The 17,571-nt window shown below is 54.4% G+C and carries 18 protein-coding genes; 7 read left to right on the top strand and 11 right to left on the bottom strand.

The genetic code is table 11. The features are described from left to right. Positions 1–75 precede the first annotated feature (75 nt). The gene (locus J7413_RS09455; RefSeq protein WP_209097836.1) at positions 76–1,410 is read left to right on the top strand and encodes a FliI/YscN family ATPase; all 1,335 of its coding nucleotides are present in this window, start codon (positions 76–78) and stop codon (positions 1,408–1,410) included. 120 nt (positions 1,411–1,530) lie between these two features. On the opposite strand, the gene J7413_RS09450 is transcribed toward J7413_RS09455, so the two are convergent. From J7413_RS09450 to J7413_RS09425, 6 genes are all read right to left on the bottom strand, one after another. Further along, positions 1,531–2,268 (bottom strand): DUF1217 domain-containing protein, encoded by a 738-nt coding sequence (locus J7413_RS09450; protein WP_209097835.1) that lies wholly within the window; start codon positions 2,266–2,268, stop codon positions 1,531–1,533. Positions 2,269–2,315: 47 nt separating this feature from the next. Continuing rightward, positions 2,316–2,720, bottom strand: a complete 405-nt coding sequence (flbT, locus tag J7413_RS09445) for a flagellar biosynthesis repressor FlbT (RefSeq protein WP_209097834.1) — start codon at positions 2,718–2,720, stop codon at positions 2,316–2,318. After that, positions 2,717–3,097 carry a flagellar biosynthesis regulator FlaF gene (flaF, locus tag J7413_RS09440; RefSeq protein ID WP_209097833.1) on the bottom strand — a complete coding sequence of 127 codons (381 nt, stop codon included), beginning with the start codon at positions 3,095–3,097 and terminating at the stop codon, positions 2,717–2,719. Before flaF ends, flbT begins: the two co-directional genes overlap by 4 nt. An 82-nt stretch (positions 3,098–3,179) precedes the next feature. Next, the gene (locus J7413_RS09435; RefSeq protein ID WP_209097832.1) at positions 3,180–4,412 is read right to left on the bottom strand and encodes a flagellin; all 1,233 of its coding nucleotides are present in this window, start codon (positions 4,410–4,412) and stop codon (positions 3,180–3,182) included. A gap of 224 nt (positions 4,413–4,636) precedes the next feature. Next, complete coding sequence (locus tag J7413_RS09430; protein ID WP_209097831.1) at positions 4,637–5,005, bottom strand: flagellar biosynthesis protein FlgN; 369 nt, start codon at positions 5,003–5,005, stop codon at positions 4,637–4,639. Continuing rightward, on the bottom strand, positions 4,998–5,303 hold the full coding sequence (locus tag J7413_RS09425; protein ID WP_209097830.1) for a rod-binding protein: 306 nt from the start codon (positions 5,301–5,303) through the stop codon (positions 4,998–5,000). Before J7413_RS09425 ends, J7413_RS09430 begins: the two co-directional genes overlap by 8 nt. Positions 5,304–5,416: 113 nt before the next feature. Here J7413_RS09425 and J7413_RS09420 point away from each other — a divergent pair, with 113 nt between their 5' ends. From J7413_RS09420 to J7413_RS09410, 3 genes are all read left to right on the top strand, one after another. Further along, a complete protein-coding gene (locus J7413_RS09420; RefSeq protein ID WP_209097829.1) occupies positions 5,417–6,838 on the top strand; it encodes a flagellar hook-length control protein FliK in 1,422 nt (473 codons plus the stop codon). A gap of 9 nt (positions 6,839–6,847) precedes the next feature. Further along, the gene (locus J7413_RS09415; RefSeq protein WP_209097828.1) at positions 6,848–7,528 is read left to right on the top strand and encodes a flagellar hook capping FlgD N-terminal domain-containing protein; all 681 of its coding nucleotides are present in this window, start codon (positions 6,848–6,850) and stop codon (positions 7,526–7,528) included. 92 nt (positions 7,529–7,620) lie between these two features. Continuing rightward, positions 7,621–8,466 (top strand): phosphotransferase, encoded by an 846-nt coding sequence (locus J7413_RS09410; RefSeq protein ID WP_348538739.1) that lies wholly within the window; start codon positions 7,621–7,623, stop codon positions 8,464–8,466. Here J7413_RS09410 and J7413_RS09405 read toward each other — a convergent pair. The 5 genes from J7413_RS09405 to J7413_RS09385 all read right to left on the bottom strand — a co-directional run bounded on the left by J7413_RS09405 (position 8,445) and on the right by J7413_RS09385 (position 13,769). Continuing rightward, a complete protein-coding gene (locus J7413_RS09405) occupies positions 8,445–9,770 on the bottom strand; it encodes an FAD-binding oxidoreductase (RefSeq protein WP_209097826.1) in 1,326 nt (441 codons plus the stop codon). The genes J7413_RS09410 and J7413_RS09405 overlap by 22 nt on opposite strands. Then, positions 9,767–10,585, bottom strand: a complete 819-nt coding sequence (locus tag J7413_RS09400; protein WP_209097825.1) for an ABC transporter permease — start codon at positions 10,583–10,585, stop codon at positions 9,767–9,769. Before J7413_RS09400 ends, J7413_RS09405 begins: the two co-directional genes overlap by 4 nt. Continuing rightward, entirely contained in the window at positions 10,582–11,469 is an 888-nt protein-coding gene (locus J7413_RS09395; RefSeq protein WP_209097824.1) for an ABC transporter permease subunit, read from the bottom strand. The genes J7413_RS09400 and J7413_RS09395 overlap by 4 nt, the downstream gene beginning before the upstream one ends. 3 nt (positions 11,470–11,472) lie before the next feature. Beyond that, a complete protein-coding gene (locus J7413_RS09390) occupies positions 11,473–12,597 on the bottom strand; it encodes an ABC transporter ATP-binding protein (protein ID WP_209097823.1) in 1,125 nt (374 codons plus the stop codon). Between the two features lie 89 nt (positions 12,598–12,686). Then, positions 12,687–13,769, bottom strand: a complete 1,083-nt coding sequence (locus J7413_RS09385) for a polyamine ABC transporter substrate-binding protein (RefSeq protein WP_209097822.1) — start codon at positions 13,767–13,769, stop codon at positions 12,687–12,689. 147 nt (positions 13,770–13,916) lie between these two features. Here J7413_RS09385 and J7413_RS09380 point away from each other — a divergent pair, with 147 nt between their 5' ends. The 3 genes from J7413_RS09380 (at position 13,917) to J7413_RS09370 (ending at position 17,518) form a co-directional block, all read left to right on the top strand. After that, complete coding sequence (locus J7413_RS09380) at positions 13,917–14,633, top strand: GntR family transcriptional regulator (RefSeq protein ID WP_209097821.1); 717 nt, start codon at positions 13,917–13,919, stop codon at positions 14,631–14,633. A gap of 86 nt (positions 14,634–14,719) precedes the next feature. Then, positions 14,720–16,108, top strand: a complete 1,389-nt coding sequence (locus J7413_RS09375) for an aspartate aminotransferase family protein (RefSeq protein ID WP_209097820.1) — start codon at positions 14,720–14,722, stop codon at positions 16,106–16,108. 306 nt (positions 16,109–16,414) lie between these two features. Next, on the top strand, positions 16,415–17,518 hold the full coding sequence (locus J7413_RS09370; RefSeq protein WP_209097819.1) for an ABC transporter ATP-binding protein: 1,104 nt from the start codon (positions 16,415–16,417) through the stop codon (positions 17,516–17,518). Positions 17,519–17,571 lie beyond the last annotated feature (53 nt).

Here is a 17,571-nt window from a genome sequence, read left to right as displayed (position 1 = left end):
TCCCTCGAACAACTTAAAGCAAGGCTTAACCCTGATTCCTTTAGAAAGTGTTTCGTACGAGCTTTGGAGAATCCAATGGACACAAAAGGGCTAGAAAGCCTGAGCGCAGAACTTAAAAGAGTGCGCCCAATCAAAGATATAGGCCGGGTTTGCGCGGTAGAAGGCAACCTACTAAGGGTACGTGCCCTCAATTCGGTCGCCCGAATCGGTGATCTGCTTGAGGTGACACTTCAAGATGAGCGTAAAATCTCAGGCGAAGTCATCCAGTTGCACAGCAAAGATATCACGATGTTACCTGATGCAGCGCCCGATGGCGTGTCCATCGGAGATCGCGTGTCTCTGAGAGATCAAATCGGAATCGCCCCCTCGGATGCGTGGATTGGCCGTATCATTGACCCTTATGGTAACCCATTGGATGGAAAGCCTTTGTTGCGTGGACCAGAGATGCGCCCACTCAAAAACAGCCCTCCCCCGCCAGCTGCCCGTCGTGCACTCGGAGAGCGGCTTGAGACCGGGATGGCGGTGTTCAACACGATGCTGCCGATCGTGAGGGGGCAACGCATTGGTTTGTTTGCAGGTTCAGGCGTCGGGAAGTCGAGCCTGATGGGGCAGTTCGCGCGCCACATGACGGGTGACATTGCGGTCATCGCCTTGATTGGTGAACGTGGGCGAGAGCTGCGTGAATTTGTGGAGCACGTTTTGGGCCCTGAGGGGCTAAAACGCTCCATCGTTGTGGCCGCAACATCTGATCAATCGCCGCTCGTACGCAGGCGTTGCGCACTGGCAGCAATGAGCGTTGCAGAACACTTCCGCGATCAGGGTAAACACGTGATTTTTATGGCGGATTCGATCACACGATTCGCTGAAGCACACCGTGAAGTGGCCGTTGCTGCCGGAGAAATGCCAGCGCTGCGAGGCTATCCGCCGTCTACGTCGCATATGATCATGTCACTTTGTGAACGCGCGGGGCCAGGGCTGGACAGCCAAGGTGACATTACCGGGATTTTCAGCGTTCTGGTGGCGGGGTCGGATATGGATGAGCCGATTGCAGACATTCTGCGCGGTGTTTTGGATGGGCATGTGGTGCTGGATCGCAAGATTGCAGAGCGAGGGCGCTACCCAGCGGTCGACCTGCTGCGCTCTGTTTCTCGCAGCTTGCCGCATTGTGCGACTCAGACAGAAAACGCTGTGATTTCAGAGGCTCGCAAGCTTTTGGGGGCTTATGAGCAGTCCGCCACAATGATCCGTGCGGGGCTCTATGCCGCTGGATCAGACCCTAATTTGGATGTGGCGATTACGGCCTGGCCAGAGCTTGATACCTACCTCGCAGATGGGCAGAGCGCCTCCATAGACAACGCCTTTGCCAAGCTGACTTTGCTGCTGAGACGTGCAGGGGCACGTGGTGTCTAAATATAGAAAAGGCGCGCTGGAAAGCGCGCCTTTTTCTCTTAAAACCAACGTCGGTATAGCATCTGTATTGCGTCGGTAACGCGACTGTATTGCGACAGTGCAAAGTCGGTATGTGCTTGCTCAATAAGAAAGCAATGTCAGCGCGATCTGACCAGAGCTGGCGACCGACACATTGTTGATTTCTGACATGAGCAAAAATCGCTGCACAAGCTCATCGCGAGACGTTGTGGAGACAAACTGAGAAATCTCTCCGTCACCTGTCAGATCCTTCAGTCGCTCACGAAACGTGTTCAGCTGCGTATCCAGATCTTGTGACCCGAATTCTGTCGGAAGGCCAAAGGCTGTTTCGAACACCTTGCGCAGCGGCGGGTTGCCCATCACTGTGAACCAGTTGGTGTTGTCGCTGTTGCCAGACACAGCGATGTCGTCAAGCTCGCGAATGGTGTTCATTGCAAAACGTAGGTTTTCATCTTGTTCACCAACAGCTTTCTCAAACTGTCGCGCAACATAACCCTCACGAATTTCTTCGGCAAATCCTGGCGTTTTGTGCCATGGACCGCCAAGATCCCCAAAACCGAACGCCTCTGCGAATTCGCGGTACCGCGTATCCGCCAGCCGGTTTGCAAGCGCGTCGTCTGCCTGTGACCCTTCTTCCAGAATGGTCTTGACGAAAAACTTACTGTTGATGTCGTCCTCAAGGCCAAAGGCGCCCAGCGCGACACTTAGAAGCTGACGATCGTTGACCAGATCTTCGGCGTTCTCAATTTTGCCGATGTTTTCGGCAAAGTAGTCGAGATCGCGTTTGACCACAAAAGAGTTTTCAAACGCTTCGGTTTGAGTCTCCATGGTTCGTTGCATGAAACCCCATGCAACGAGACCTGTTCCAACGACAATCGGCTGATAGGTCATTGACGTGCCACCGCCATCAAACGCTCTTCACGTGGCAAGAGGGACCGCAGCGCCTTGAGGCCCTGATAGTGCCGCCCGCCAATCACAGCTTCGGTTGCCATGGCAATTTGGCGACGGCTGTCATGATCGGTAAACACCTGGCTGAGATCCTCGATGTGACGCAGCAACGTACGTTCCAGATCGTCGGAGTCCGCGTCACCGGACAGCACAAGCTGCAAGGAGTAGCAGGCGCGGCGCACCGGAGTGTTCGCCTCTTCAGGGTGGATGGCATCCCGCAGGCGCAGGATGTTGGCATTTGGGGTCATGATGGAGAGACGAGACCGGCGGTCGCCGTTTTCAATCACTGCTCCATTGACCAGAACCCGCTCTTTCGGGCTCAATTTAAGAACAAGGCCGCTCATGCTGCTGCTGCTCCGCTTCGAAGACCGCGCAAAATGGCGGTATTGACTTCAAGAAGGGGGCGTACATTGGCGTCGCCCGCCAGCACCTTGGTGCTATGATGATTTGTAAACTCGGCAAGGTAGAAAATCTGAGCGCGCAGCTCTTTGGGCAGTTCGTTGTCTTTATCTGCCACCATAGTGGCAAGCAGTGTCCAAAGCTGGCGATTTTCGTGGATAGCTTCCACTAATGCCGGAAATCCGCGTTTTTTGCCCTTTTTGGCCGCTTCTTTCAACTTATGGGTAATGCGTGCGATCACATCGTATTCGAGTTTCCCCGCTGTTCTGGTTGGTGCAGAAGCTTGACTGTATGCCTTTTTGGCAAGCGCGTTTGGGGTCACGTCAGAATTCCCTGAATAGTGGTGCGGAAGGGCGATTTAATGGATGGAATGGGGGCGCGCGTGGCGCCCCCACCCAGATCCATTAACGGAAGAGGGACAGCAGCTGCTGTGGGCCCTGGTTCGCGATAGACAGCGACTGGGTCGCCAGCTGTTGCTGAACCTGAAGCGCCTGCAGACGTGCAGAAGTTTCTTCCATATCCGCATCGACCAGAGAGCCGATACCGGATTTCACAGAGTCAGACAGGTTAGACACAAAGTCTTTCTGAATGCTGATACGGTTCTCAACAGTACCAAATGCAGCAGTTGCGTCGATGGCACGAGTAATCATGCCTTCGATGTTGGCAAGTGCTGTTGCTGGATCATTTTCGACGTCGATGTCAGACAACAGGCCAAGACCACCAGAACCCGCATTTTCAAACTGCGCGGAAATCACAAGGTCGGTGTCAGCTGCTGGATCTGCTGGTGTGCCAGCGCCAGTTGCGAGAGCCAACGTACCGGAACCATCGAAGCTGGCAGTCAGGCCGGTGATGCCCAGATCGTCAATCGCCGCCTTCAGTCCAGCCGCGACCAGAGCATCGGTGTTTGCTGCAGTGTAGGTTGCATCGATGTCATCCGCACTTACTGTGTAAGAAGCGACTTGATCGTTGATGGTCACACTGATGGTATCACCGGCAGCAAAAGCAGCACCCGAGCTGTCGATGACCAGGTCATCAGTACCACCAGTTTTATCAAGACCGAAACCTGCCACGTCACCGTCAGAAGTTACACCAGTGGTGGCACCAAAAACGTTTTTCGCGGTATAACCACCTGTCGACAGGTTTGCACCAGACACGGTGATGCTAGACGAAGACACGCTGCCATCAGACGCACGATCAAGAGACGACAGAACATCTGTGGATGTGGTGTTGCCGTCCACGAGGTTCAGGCCGTTGAACTGCGCCGCGCCAACAACAGATTCAATCTGGCCTGTCAGCGATTCAATCTCTTTCTGCAGTTTACCGGTGTCAACGTTGTCGCCCTGTGCGGAAACGATACGCTCTTTTACCTGGCCCAACAGCTCGGTCACAGTTTCAGTGGCCTGACGGGCAACTGCAACAGTGGATTCACCGAGCGCAAGGCTTTCCTGCACGGATTTGAAGCCGTTTACGTCAGATTCCATGGTCTTGGAGATCGCCCAAACAGACGCGTTCTGCTTGGCATTGTCCACTTTCTTACCAGTGGAGATTTGACCCTGAGTTTCAGACAGGCTGGAGTTTACAGATTTCAGGGTTTGCAGCGCAACCATTGCGCCGTTGTTTGTCAGAAGGCTGGTCATGGCTTTCCTATACCTAATATATATGGCGCTTTTGCGCCGGTTTGTATTTTGCGTCCCTTCGTGGGAACGCTCCTGAACGTCATTCTGACATGTACCGCCGGTTGTCCGGCTCGGTGCCACCCTCTGTGGAGTGCGGGTTCAACATGGCGGGATAAGTGCTAACGCTTTCCTAAACACGAACCCCGCAATCACTGGCATTTTAACTAAACTTGCGAGAGTTGAAATTATGCTCTCTTTTCAACACGTTGACCGGCGCTCATTTGAACAGCCTGACGTTGACCTGTGTTGGTGTAGGTTTCCAAAGAGGTGCGCACGCGACGCATTGTGCCCATACGCTCCTGAGTTGCGCGCAGTCCGCTCTGAGTCGATTCCAACAAAGCGTGATTGCGGCGGAAGAGATCTTGCAGGGGCGCAAGTGTATCAAGATCAATGGGATCTTCTTCTTGCAGCTCCTCAAGCTCTTCAAAGAGGGCTTCTTTGCGGGCAAGCAGCGCTTCGAGCGCATCAAGCTTTCCCTCAATCAGGATGCTGCGCTCTTCTTCCAAGAGAGTTGTCAGCGATTCGACGAGATCAACAGTGGTGTCTTCAGACATTGGCACGCTCCTTTAAGGCATTGAAAAACGATTCGGAGAGGCCGATGCCCCCAGAGTCGACCATGGCGCGGGCCTGTTCCTGACGCAGGAAAGAGGAAAACTGATCTTCGCCTGCCCCCCCGCCAAAGGATTCGCTGGTTTTGCCGAGACCGGCAGATTTTAGCATTTCAGCCAGAAAGGTGACTTCAAGCTCATTGGCAGCGCTGCGCAGCGCTTCCTCCTGAGCAGTGGGTAGCGGACGGACCGGCTGAGCACTGGGCGCAACCGGGACCGCGACTGGGGCCGTATTGTGGAGCATTTCTTGCCTCGCGGGTTACACATGTTTTTCCGTTGTGACCGAGGACGGTAAAGAAGTGGTAAGGAAAGGTGCGCTAGGGAGATCCCGGTGGAAGAATTCCCGGAGGCCCTAGGATGAACATGCCTGTACTTGCGCCGCAGCCCGCCCAACCGGCAGCCGCCGCATCTAAGAAACAGACGAATGCAAATCAGGAAAACAGCGGTTTTTCTGATGTTTATGAGGATATGGACGGTGCGAAAGACCGCCCGTCTGACGATCTTCCCAACACAGCAGAAACGAAGAGCGACCGCGCAGAAGATGCGCCCGTCGAAGGCGATTCGGCTCCCCAAAAGAGCAAGCCTTCTTCTGAAAAAGAAACTTCGGAAGAGGCCGATTTTGCAGCGACGGAAGCGCCAGATCACGCTGATGCGGAGGCTGAGGCGCCTTTGCGGGGCACTGACAAACGTGCAGCGCTAAACGCAACGGAGACCGCTGCCATGATGCGTATGGCGACGCAGGCGCAGGGTGAAAAGGCGACAACTGAGGTGACTGTTGCCCAACCCCAAAACACCGCGGCACTGGCGAAACAAGCGTCAGGCGAGTCGCAAGCCGCAGCGGCAGCGGCAGCGGCAGCGGCAGCGAAGGCCGCTGAAGCAGCACAGACTGCAGACGGCAAATCCGCACAATTGGCTGCCGAAGCCCCTGAAGGGCTTGATCCGATGCAGGTGCAGGTGCGCAACAAAAGTGGCCAACAGGCGCAAACAATCGCGCCCACAGCCACTGCCGCACAAAAAGCGATGGTTGATCAGCTGGCGCAGGAAAGCTCCCCGCAAAGGAGCGCGCGAATCGAGGTCGACGCGGATGCTGATGCGCAAACACAAACGTCCAAGTCGGAAGCTCCGTCCACGCCAACCATTTCGACCACACAGCAAATGCAGGCCCGCGCCATCATGGAGCAGGTGCACGCTGGCTCACCCTCTGCTTTAACAAAGAGCGAAACACCCCCAGTTCAGGCTGCGGAAGCTGTTTTGACTGCTGCATTGGAAGAAAGCAGCATGAGCGCACGCGGAATCATGAACACGCAAGAAGCGGCATCTCAGGCGCGGCTGGCCAACAACGCACCTAATCCCGCCTATGTGGTGCGCCAGATTGCCGACGCGGTCAAAACCAGCGACAAAAATCTGATCGAGCTCACAATGGATCCGCCCGAACTTGGCAAAGTGCGTATGTCTTTGGCTGAGACCGGCGGGGTGATGGCGGTGACCATCAGCGCAGATAGCCAAGCGACAACCGAACTGATGCGTCGTCACATGGATTTGCTGCGCAAAGACTTCATGGAGATGGGCTATCAGGATGTCTCGTTCTCTTTTGAACAAGGCGGCAGCGATGGCTCCAGCAAACAGGCCCAAATGGACAATGAGTTTGGTCAGGGTGACGGTGGGCAAGGCGATTCGTCGCGCGGTGACTCTGCCCAAGCAGACGCCTCCATCACATTGGCAGCGCAACAAAACTCACAACTTTCCGCCGCAAGCAGCGGCGTTGACATCCGCCTTTAGGAGATCCCGATGGACGCCGTAACCCCTTCAACAACTGCGACCACGTCGCGCTCTGCAACCGCTTCACAGGCCGCGGCAGCAAATCAGAATGAGGCCGCGCTCTCGTCTGATTTTGAGACGTTTCTGAAAATGTTGTCCGTACAGATGCAGAACCAAGACCCGCTGAACCCGCAGGATTCAACAGAGTTCGCGACTCAGCTGGCGCAATTCTCGACTGTAGAGCAACAAACACTGACAAACACATTGCTGACCAACCTGGGTACGCAGCTGACCACAATGGGACTGAGCAGTTTGACAAACTGGGTTGGCATGGATGCACGTGTCAGCGCTCCGGCACATTTCTCTGGCAGCCCAATTGAAGTGGTGCCAAACACCAATTCGAAAGCCGACAAAGCGTATCTGATCGTCAAAGACGAAAATGGCACTGAGGTTCAAAGGTTCTCAATTGATCCTGAAGCCAAAACACTGGACTGGGTCGGGGTAAACGATTCAGGCAGCAAGTTTGCCAATGGTCTCTATAGTTTTGAGACCGAAAGCTACGCGAAGGACGAACTTCTGGATCGTGTGCATGCGGATGTCTATACGCGTGTCACAGAAGCGCGCACCGGCACGGATGGCGTGGTTCTCGTTGCACCTGGTGGCGTTGAATTTGGCTCTGACAAGGTGCTTTCACTGCGTCAGCCAAGCTGAGGCTTGCCCCTGACGCGAGTGTGAATTAGCGTCGCGGCGCTCTTTGAAGGAACGCCGCGCTGCAAAAATTGCCCCCCTCCCCGCCTCTATCGGTGATCGCGGCGTTTGCCCGTGCTCTGCCGCATACTTCGCCTGCTATATCTTGGGAGGCGCTCTACGGTGGACGTACAAACGTGGCTTGGCGCGGGATCTGTTGCGATCGACCAGATGTGGTTTTGAAACTCTATCGCGGCGCAGCGCAAAACCCCCTGTTTCCCAATGACCCTCTCGCGGAAGCGCGATTGTTGGACCTTCTGGAAGATTTGAACCTGACACCAAAAGCTTGTGGTTCTTTCGAGACGGAAGATGGCCATTGCAACGTCTATGAACATATTCCCGGAGAAACCTGGCATTCTGATACTGGCGCAGTTGCCCATCTGATGCACACTTTGCATCAGATCGCACCGCCTGCCGGCTTGCGAAAAATAGCGGATGGGTCAGATGAGCTTTGCACACAAATCGAAGAAATCCTGCACCGCTGCTTGCAAACCCCGGACGCTTTGCGTCGATTGCCGACCCAAAGAATTTCACGATCTGGAAAGACCGTGCTTTTGCACAGTGACATTGTGCCCGGAAATCTCATCAAGAACGATTCAGGTCTGCACCTGATAGACTGGCAATGCCCTGCAGCGGGTGATCCATGCGAGGATATCGCTGTTTTCTTGTCCCCGGCAATGCAGATGTTGTATCGTAAAAAACCGCTGAGTTTAGCTGAAACAGAGACGTTTTTGGCGCGTTACGCGGATAGAGAATCCGCGGAACGGTATCGGGCTCTCGCGCCGTTTTACCACGCACGCATGGCAGCGTATTGCCAGTGGCAATCAGAAAATGGGCAACCTGACTATGCCACGGGCGTAACGCTTGAATGCGAGGCGCTTCAAAGATCCTTGAGTTTGTAGAAAAGATAGGCCGGATACATCAACAGGCGGCGGGCCCGACCAAGAGGAAAACGACCTGGTGTAGCGCGCATAATGTCGGGATGGCGTAGCGCGCATCCTCCCAATATGTCTTGAGCCAAAAGCGCGCCAGCATAGCTTCCCATTGCCAGACCATTGCCGTGATACGCGAAAGCGGCATACAGACCTTCCGCGCCAGGAACGGCCCCTGCAAATGGGGTGAGCGCACGGCTGTAGCACACAAAACCACTCCAGAAGTGGGGCGTTTCAACAGCAGACCAGGCAGGGAACAGTCGCGCAAAGTCTTGTTTGATTTGCTGCTTTATGGCGCTGTGTGCACGGCGGGTTGTTGCCAATCCGCCGCGCATGCCAAAGAGGAAACGACCGTCTGGCATAAGGCGGAAGTAGTGGAGCAAATTGCGACTGTCGTACGCCATCTGAGCGGAGGTCCAGTTTTGCAACTGCTGCTCGGACCTTGTGAGCACGCGCGTGACAATCACACTGGATTGAGCGGGCAAATAACGCCCAGCCAACCAAGCCGGAATATGCTCGCTAGAATAGCCATTGGTTGCGATTACAAGTTTTTTGGCACTGAGGTTTCCTTGCGGGGTGCGCAGCTGCCAACGCCCCGCAACCTGCGTAATTTCTGACACTTTGGTGTCGCAATACACCTCCGCGCCAGCAGCTTCCGCCGCGTCTGCCAGTCCTTTTAAGTACTTGCGCGGGTTGAGCGCAAAACCAATTGGCAGCGTAAGCGCGCCGTAAAAAGTGGCGCCCAACCCGTGCCCAGCAAGGTCTGACGCGTCAATCACCTGCGCTTTAAGGCCATAGGTGCGCTCAAACTCTGCGGCTTCAGCTGGCAATGTGGCCGCGACGCGCGTGTTGTGGGCCAGCAGCGTTTCGCCTTGAGAATGACGGTCCACTTGCCATGCATGCTGTGACAAGAGCTGCTCCACATGGTCTACGGCGGCGCGCTCTGTCTGGAGGTAATCAGACAGTGCCTCCTGGCCAAATCGCTTTCTCAAACTGGTGTGCGAAGCTTTTGCGCCACCCAAGCAACAAAAGCCGCCATTGCGTCCTGAAGCGCCCCACCCCACCTGTTTTGCATCGACTACAGCAACCGAGACGCCCGCCTTCGCCAGTTGAAGCGCTGTATTCAGCCCTGTTACCCCAGCGCCGACAACGGCAACCTCCCTTTCTGCATGGCCGGAAAGAGAGGGCCTGTTTTGAATCGAGACTGTTTCGGCCCAAAAGCAGCTTTCAAGCGGACCTTCGCCATAAGCGAATGGGTCACAAATCCCGGTCATGCGAGCTTGGCAGCGGCGGCTTCTTCGCGTCTTTGGCGCAGTACGTTGCGTTTGTTGATGAGCGACGCAGTGACCACACCCACCGCGACCACAAGGATCATGATGGTGGAAAGCGCGTTGATTTCCGGACTGACGCCAAGGCGAACAGACGACCAGATTTTCATCGGCAAGGTGGTTGCGGAAGGACCGGAGGTGAAGGAGGCGATCACCAAATCATCCAGCGAAAGTGTGAACGCCAAAAGCCATCCGGAGACGACAGATGGGGCGATGATGGGAAGTGTCACAAGGCGGAAAGCTTCAAACGGTGTCGATCCCAAATCAAGCGCAGCTTCTTCGAGAGATTGATCAAAGCTCACCAAGCGGGAACTCACGACAACAGAGACATAGCACATAGAAAACGTTGTGTGCGCTAGCACGATGGTGAATACCCCGCGATCCATGCCCAGACTGATGAACAGCAATAGCAGCGAAAGGCCGGTGATCACTTCGGGCATCACCATAGGGGCGTAGATCATGCCGGAGAACAGTGTGCGCCCGCGAAAGCGACCTGCGCGCACCATCACGATCGCCGCCATCGTGCCCAGCACCGTCGCCAGTGTGGAGCTGATGAAAGCAACCTTCAAAGTCACCCAAGCCGCATCCAAAAACGCGCGATTGTTGATCAACTCAACGTACCATTTTGTGCTGAATCCAGCCCAAACAGTGACGAGTTTGCTTTCATTGAAGCTGAAGATCATGAGGATCAGCATAGGAAGATAGAGAAACGCGAACCCCAGCGTAAGTGAGGTGACGTTGAACCAGGACATCTGCCTCATTTGCCTGCCTCCCTCTGTTTTTGCTCATTGCGTTGGAAAAGCACGATGGGAATGATCAAAATCAGTAGAAGTACGACAGCCACTGCGCTGGCAACCGGCCAGTCGCGGTTGGAGAAGAACTCCTCCCACAGAACCTTCCCGATCATCAGAGTGCGTGAGCCGCCAAGCAAAGAAGGGATCACAAATTCGCCGATGGTTGGGATGAAGACAAGGAAACTGCCCGCGATGATCCCCTGTTTGGAGAGCGGTACCGTGATCAACCAAAACGCGGAAAAGCGTGAACACCCGAGATCTTCGGCAGCCTCCAGAAGGCTTATATCGAGCTTTTCCAACGCTGCGTAAATCGGAAGGATCATGAACGGCAGATAGGTATACACAATGCCGATGTAGACAGCGATGTTGGTGTTCAAGATCACCAAAGGTTCGCTGATGACGCCGATGCTGAGCAGGAATTGGTTGAGATAGCCCTCCTGACTGAGGATCCCCATCCACGAATAGACCCGGATCAGGAAACTTGTCCAAAACGGTAGGATCACCAGCATAAACAACATAGCGCGCCATTCTTCGGGAGCGCGCGCCATCCCATAGGCAATCGGATAACCAACAAGCAGCGTCAGAAATGTCGATATCAGCGCGATCTTTAAGCTGGAGAGATAGGCTTTCCAATAAAGATCATCTTCGGTCAGCCAAATATAGTTTTCCCAGTCCAACTCCAAAAAGAAGTCTCTAATCGCGCCAAAACCCGCTGAAACGTCCAGTGTGGGCGTATACGGTGGAATGGCGATTGCGGTGTCGGACAGCGAAATTTTGAAAACGATCAGGAACGGCACAATGAAAAGCGCCAGCAACCAGACATAGGGAATGACGATCAGGAGGCGACGCATCTTTTAACGCTCCAGGAAGACGCCAGCGGTGGCGGTCCAGCTGAGCCATACGTCGTCTTCCCAAGTGAACGCTCGCCGAGAAATGCGCCGGCTGTTGGCGGCTTGTGCTTTGATGATCTGTCCGCCAGCGAGCTCCACATGATAGGTGGAAATGTTGCCAAGGTACGCTATGTCGAGCACCTTACCTTGCACAGCGTTTGCCGCATCTGTCGGTTTTTCCGCTGAAATAGAGACTTTTTCAGGCCGTATTGCGTAATGCAGCTCTTGCCCGGCCTGTGCACCTTCGAGCGGTGCGCCCACGATGGCAGGCTGCGCCTCCGCCCAATGCATGTGCAGAGCGTCACCTTTTGGATCCGCCTTGCCCGTGATCAGATTTACCTCTCCGATGAAGTCGGCAACATATGTGGAGTTTGGCGCTTCGTAGATCACATCAGGTGTTGCAACTTGAATGATCTGCCCGTGATCCATTACGGCGACGCGGCTTGCGACTGTCATCGCTTCTTCTTGATCGTGGGTAACAATCACAAAAGTCGTGCCGGTTTTTTCCTGAATGTCCATCAATTCGAACTGCGTTTCTTGGCGCAGTTTTTTGTCGAGCGCGCCAAGGGGTTCATCAAGCAGGAGCAGTTTCGGCGCCTTTGCCAAAGACCGTGCAAGCGCCACGCGCTGGCGCTGACCACCGGAAATTTGGTGCGGTTTGCGACTGGCAAATTTCTCCAGTCGGGTCAAACGCAACATTTCTTCGACACGAGCGGCGATCTGATCTTTGGGCAGACGATCGCGGCGCAAGCCAAAGGCGATGTTTTCCCAGATACTCAGGTGCGGGAACAGTGCGTAAGACTGAAACATCATATTCACCGCACGCTTATTTGGCGGCACAGGGGCAATATCTTGACCAGCCAGCAAGATACTGCCTTCTGTGGGTGTTTCAAAACCGGCAAGCATACGCATCATCGTGGTTTTGCCACAGCCCGAGGGCCCAAGAAGCGCAAAGAACTCTCGTTCGAAAATGTCGATGTTCAGAGTGTCAATCGCAGTGAAATCGCCAAACCGTTTCGTAACATTCTGAAACTGAATCAGGGGTTTCGCGGTTGGGTCTTCCCAAGGGGCAAAGGCATCAAGCGCCATGGTGGTCTCCGAAGATGGGCGGGAGCAAGCTCACGAGTGCGGCAAGAAGGCCCGCGCTTTGATCGCGCGAGCCTATGGGCGTCACAGCATTAGATGCCGGATTTGATCTTCGTCCAAAGACGCGTCACGACACGCTGCACCTTTGGTGGGTAAGGAGAGACCGTGTAGAGATTTGCAAGCGTCGCCTCGTCTGGATAGATGGCCGGATCGCCAATCACATCTTCAGCGAGCAGTTCCTGAGACGCGAGGTTGCCGTTTGCGTAGTAAACATAGTTAGACGCATCCGCCATGTTCTGCGCTTCCATGATAAAGTTCAGGAATTTATGCGCAGCTTCTGGATTTGGTGCATCCGCCGGAATGGCCATTTGGTCAAACCACATCAACGCGCCTTCGGAAGGTGCATTGTAGGCAATCTCTACCCCGTTCTCTGCTTCCCATGCACGATCACGCGCCTGAAGAATATCGCCCGACCAGCCCATCGCCACGCAAATATCACCATTTGCGAGCCCATTGATGTATTCTGAGCTGTGGAACTTCTGAACGTAGGGCGCAATCGCTGTGAAGATTGGCTCCACCTTGGCAATTACGTCTTTGTCTTGACTGGTGGGGTCTTCGCCGATGTAGGCCAGAGCTGCTGGGATCATCTCATCAGAGGCGTCCAGCATGTGCACACCACATGAGGCGAGCTTTTCCATGTTTTCAGGATTGAAGATCAGGTCCAGAGAACCGATGGGAGCGTCTTCCCCCAGCACTTCCTTAACCTTGTTCAGGTTCACACCGATGCCGGTGGTGCCCCACATGTAGTTGATGGAATAGGCATTGCCGGGATCGTAGTTGGCGGTGCGCTGCTCCACCACATCCCACATGTTGCCAATATTGCTCAGCTTGCCTTTGTCGAGCTTCTGGAACACGCCTGCTGCAATCTGGCGCTGCAGAAAGGCACCGGTTGGCACAACGATGTCATAGCCAGAGTTGCCCGCGAGCATTTTCGTTTCAAGCACATCATTGCTGTCAAACACGTCGTAGATCAGCTTGATGCCGGTTTCGGATTCAAATTTCTCCAGCAATGCCTCATCAATATAGTCGGACCAGTTGTAGACCCGGACTTCTTCGGCCAGCGCAGCTGTGGTAAGCGCGAGTGTCGCAGTAAGAGTGATAAAGGGTGTCTTCATGAGGATCTCCCGTTGGATGCCGAGTTCAAAGCCCGGTCACTTATGTGAGATTAATTTGATCAAGTTTTTCCGTTATGGCAATATCCTTGTTCAAAGTGCCACTTTGAAGGCGCCGTTCGAACAAAGGTTTTGCAACGAATTGCACAAATGGAAGGCAAGCAAGTTTTGACCCAAGCCATCGAACAAACAGAAGCGCAAAGCGCACGCGTGCCGGTGCATCAGCAAGTCTATGCGCAGTTGCGAGATGCTGTGCTTTTTGGCGAGCTTGCGCCGGGACAAGCTGTCACCATTCAGGGATTGATTGAACGCACAGGTGCGGGCATGACGCCAATCCGCGAAGCCATTCGCCGCCTGACCAGTGAGGGGGCGCTGGAGTTTCAGGGGAATCGGCGTGTTGTGGTCCCGTTAATGACATTGGATGCGATCGACGATCTGATTTTCTTGAGAGAATCAGTGGAAACGCGTCTTTCTGAACTGGCTGCGGCTCGTATTTCCGCCGCTCAGATCGCGCAGCTGGAGGCCATCGATACGCGTTTGGACGAGGCCATAACCCGCGGTGATGTGCCGGCATATCTACGACGCAACTACGATTTCCATGCATTGCTTTACGACGCCGCTGCTGCACCGATTCTGCTGGATGTGGCCAACAGTGTGTGGCTGAGGTTTGGGCCATCAATGCGTGTGGTTTGTGGACGGATGGGGACGCAAAACCTGCCTGACAACCACAAAACAGCTCTGGAAGCGCTGCACAAAAAAGATGCAAAAGCTGCTGGGGAAGCCATCAGACAAGACGTCACTCAGGGGATGGAGCAGATCCGCGAAGCCCTTTTGGAAGGCACCGGTTTTGCCGAGGTGATTGACTAATCAAAATTTGATCATATTTTTGAGTGTAGATGTATGAAGCGGGTTTGTCCGCATTCTTTCTGCCCATTTTCTCTGCGAGGACTGACATGAATATGATCACAAATCACCTGCCCACGGCAGAGCTTCAGGCGCTGGATGCAGCGCATCACATGCACCCGTTTTCTACGCAGGCGGATTTTGATCAAGCAGGGGCCCGTGTCATCACACAGGCACAGGGTGTGACACTTACCGACAGTGAAGGTGAGCAAATCCTCGATGCCATGGCCGGCCTCTGGTGCGTGAACATTGGCTATGGGCGCGAAGAACTGGCAGAAGCCGCAGCACGCCAGATGCGCGAACTGCCGTATTATAACACGTTTTTCAAAACCACCCATGTGCCGGTGATTGCCCTTTCCAAAAAATTGGCAGAGCTCGCGCCCGGTGATCTCAACCACGTCTTCTTTGCCGGGTCAGGCTCTGAGGCCAATGACACAAACATGCGGCTTGTGCGCCACTACTGGTCAGCGAAAGGCAAGCCAAGCAAGACCGTGTTTATCAGCCGCAAGAACGCCTATCACGGTTCAACAATGGCTGGTGCGAGCCTTGGCGGTATGGTGCCGATGCACCAGCAAGGCAGCCTGCCTATCCCAGATGTGCATCACATCAACCAACCAAACTGGTGGGCAGAAGGCGGGGACCTGTCGCCAGAAGAATTTGGCCTCCAACGTGCGCAAGAACTCGAAGAAGCTATTCTTGAGCTTGGCGAAGACCGCGTCGCGGCCTTCATCGCAGAGCCGATCCAAGGCGCTGGCGGCGTGATTGTGCCGCCGGAAACCTATTGGCCCGAAATTCAGCGGATCTGCGACAAGTACGAAATCCTGCTGATTGCTGATGAGGTGATCTGTGGATTTGGGCGCACAGGAAATTGGTTTGGCAGTCAGACGGTGGGAATCCGCCCTCACATCATGTCGATCGCCAAGGGCCTATCCTCTGGCTATGCACCTATTGGGGGATCCATCGTTTGTGACGAGGTGGCAAACGTTGTCGGCGCAACTGAATTCAACCACGGCTACACCTACTCGGGCCATCCTGTAGCTTGTGCCGTGGCTTTGGAGAACCTGCGTATCCTCGAAGAGGAAAACATCCTTGAGCATGTGCGGAAAGACGTTGCCCCCTATCTGAAAGAGAAGTGGGAAGCGCTGGCAGATCACCCGCTGGTTGGGGAAGCCAAAATTGTCGGAATGATGGGGTCCATTGCGCTGACACCGAACAAAGAAACTCGCGCGCCATTTGCAGCAGAGACAGGCACGGTTGGTTATAAGTGCCGCGAACACTGCTTTGCCAACAATCTGGTGATGCGCCATGTCGGCGATCGCATGATCATTTCGCCCCCCCTCGTCATGAAACCTTCCGACGTAGATGTTCTGATCGAACGCGCCAGACGCGCGCTTGACCAGACATTTGATCAGATCAAGGCCGAAGGGCTGTTTCAATAACCGCCCAAGTTTTGATCAAACCTGCCTCCCCGGGACATCGTTCCGGGGATTTTTTGCGTCCCATCCGAAAAAAGACGTTCAACTCAAAGCCGAATATAAAAAATATTTTTGGCTTTACGGGTTTACCTCTCTCGGTTTTTGGCGAAAATCATCCGCAATGCGTCGCAAACCGACCTTGTTGGTCACGATTGACTGGCAGACTTTCCTTAGTGAACTGCGGTGTTGCGCATTGAGACGCAGGTGTGGTTACACTTGAAATAGATGAGCAGAGACAATCTGCCGACTGAAAAACACAGGGAGCCTATTTTGGCTGATAGTGCATCTAACGGCGCGTTTGTCGAATTCGACCGCGTGCAAAAGAGCTATGATGGTGAGACACTCGTCGTCAAAGATCTGAACTTGAGCCTGCCGAGAGGCGAATTTCTCACCATGTTGGGACCATCAGGATCGGGCAAGACAACTTGTCTGATGATGTTGGCAGGCTTTGAAACCGCAACACATGGCGACATACGCCTCGGTGGTACATCCATCAACAACATTCCACCGCATAAGCGGGGCATCGGCATGGTGTTCCAGAACTATGCCCTGTTCCCGCACATGACGATTGCGGAGAACCTGAGCTTCCCTCTGGAAGTGCGCAAGATGGGCAAGACAGAGCGCGAAGAGAAGATCAAGCGCGCGCTGGACATGGTGGAAATGGGGGCCTTTGGTGGTCGTCGTCCATCGCAGCTTTCCGGTGGTCAGCAGCAGCGTGTTGCGCTGGCACGTGCGCTGGTTTTCGAACCAGAGCTGGTGCTGATGGATGAGCCGCTGGGCGCGCTGGATAAACAGCTGCGCGAAAAGATGCAGTTTGAAATCACAAACCTTGCACACAACCTCGGTATCACAACGGTTTATGTGACCCACGATCAGACCGAAGCATTGACGATGTCTGATCGCGTGGCCGTATTTGATGACGGCCGTATTCAACAGCTTGATCCACCTGACACACTGTATGAAGCACCACAAAACAGCTTCGTTGCGCAGTTCATCGGTGAAAACAACACGCTCGAAGGCACCGTCAAAGAAATCAACAACGGTTTGGCGTTGATCCAACTCGACGATGGTGAATTGATTGACGCGATGCCGGTCCACGACAGTGTGAAACCTGGCGCACGCACACGTGTATCGATCCGTCCAGAGCGTGTGGAATATAACAAAGATCGTATCCAAGAAGGCGCGCATACGCTGAAAGCCGAAGTGAAAGAGTTCATCTATATGGGTGACATCTTCCGCACGCGCCTATCGGTGGCTGGCAATGATGAGTTTGTCATCAAAACCCGGAACGCGCCGGATGTGGAACGTTTGCAGCCCGGGCAACAAATCGAAATTGGCTGGCTGCCACAAGATTGTCGCGCGCTGGACGCCTGACAAATGTGATTTAAACCCCCGGCGCCAAATTGACCGGGGGACAAGAGAAACAA

It is taken from the genome of Shimia sp. R10_1 (assembly GCF_017744095.1).
In the GTDB taxonomy this organism is placed as follows: domain Bacteria; phylum Pseudomonadota; class Alphaproteobacteria; order Rhodobacterales; family Rhodobacteraceae; genus Shimia.
The sequence above is the reverse complement of the archived record's forward strand: the minus strand, read 5'-3'. Positions and strand labels throughout refer to the sequence as shown.

Bases quoted from the DNA above. Each gene is read 5' to 3' on its own strand.
- J7413_RS09395 (WP_209097824.1), bottom strand. From the start codon at position 11,469: ATGCGTCGCCTCCTGATCGTCATTCCCTATGTCTGGTTGCTGGCGCTT.
- J7413_RS09380 (WP_209097821.1), top strand. From the start codon at position 13,917: ATGGAAGGCAAGCAAGTTTTGACCCAAGCCATCGAACAAACAGAAGCG.
- J7413_RS09425 (WP_209097830.1), bottom strand. From the start codon at position 5,303: ATGCTCCACAATACGGCCCCAGTCGCGGTCCCGGTTGCGCCCAGTGCT.
- J7413_RS09385 (WP_209097822.1), bottom strand. From the start codon at position 13,769: ATGAAGACACCCTTTATCACTCTTACTGCGACACTCGCGCTTACCACA.
- J7413_RS09435 (WP_209097832.1), bottom strand. From the start codon at position 4,412: ATGACCAGCCTTCTGACAAACAACGGCGCAATGGTTGCGCTGCAAACC.
- flbT (WP_209097834.1), bottom strand. From the start codon at position 2,720: ATGAGCGGCCTTGTTCTTAAATTGAGCCCGAAAGAGCGGGTTCTGGTC.
- J7413_RS09455 (WP_209097836.1), top strand. From the start codon at position 76: ATGGACACAAAAGGGCTAGAAAGCCTGAGCGCAGAACTTAAAAGAGTG.
- J7413_RS09390 (WP_209097823.1), bottom strand. From the start codon at position 12,597: ATGGCGCTTGATGCCTTTGCCCCTTGGGAAGACCCAACCGCGAAACCC.
- J7413_RS09430 (WP_209097831.1), bottom strand. From the start codon at position 5,005: ATGTCTGAAGACACCACTGTTGATCTCGTCGAATCGCTGACAACTCTC.
- J7413_RS09405 (WP_209097826.1), bottom strand. From the start codon at position 9,770: ATGACCGGGATTTGTGACCCATTCGCTTATGGCGAAGGTCCGCTTGAA.
- J7413_RS09400 (WP_209097825.1), bottom strand. From the start codon at position 10,585: ATGAGGCAGATGTCCTGGTTCAACGTCACCTCACTTACGCTGGGGTTC.
- J7413_RS09420 (WP_209097829.1), top strand. From the start codon at position 5,417: ATGAACATGCCTGTACTTGCGCCGCAGCCCGCCCAACCGGCAGCCGCC.
- J7413_RS09450 (WP_209097835.1), bottom strand. From the start codon at position 2,268: ATGCAACGAACCATGGAGACTCAAACCGAAGCGTTTGAAAACTCTTTT.
- J7413_RS09415 (WP_209097828.1), top strand. From the start codon at position 6,848: ATGGACGCCGTAACCCCTTCAACAACTGCGACCACGTCGCGCTCTGCA.
- J7413_RS09375 (WP_209097820.1), top strand. From the start codon at position 14,720: ATGAATATGATCACAAATCACCTGCCCACGGCAGAGCTTCAGGCGCTG.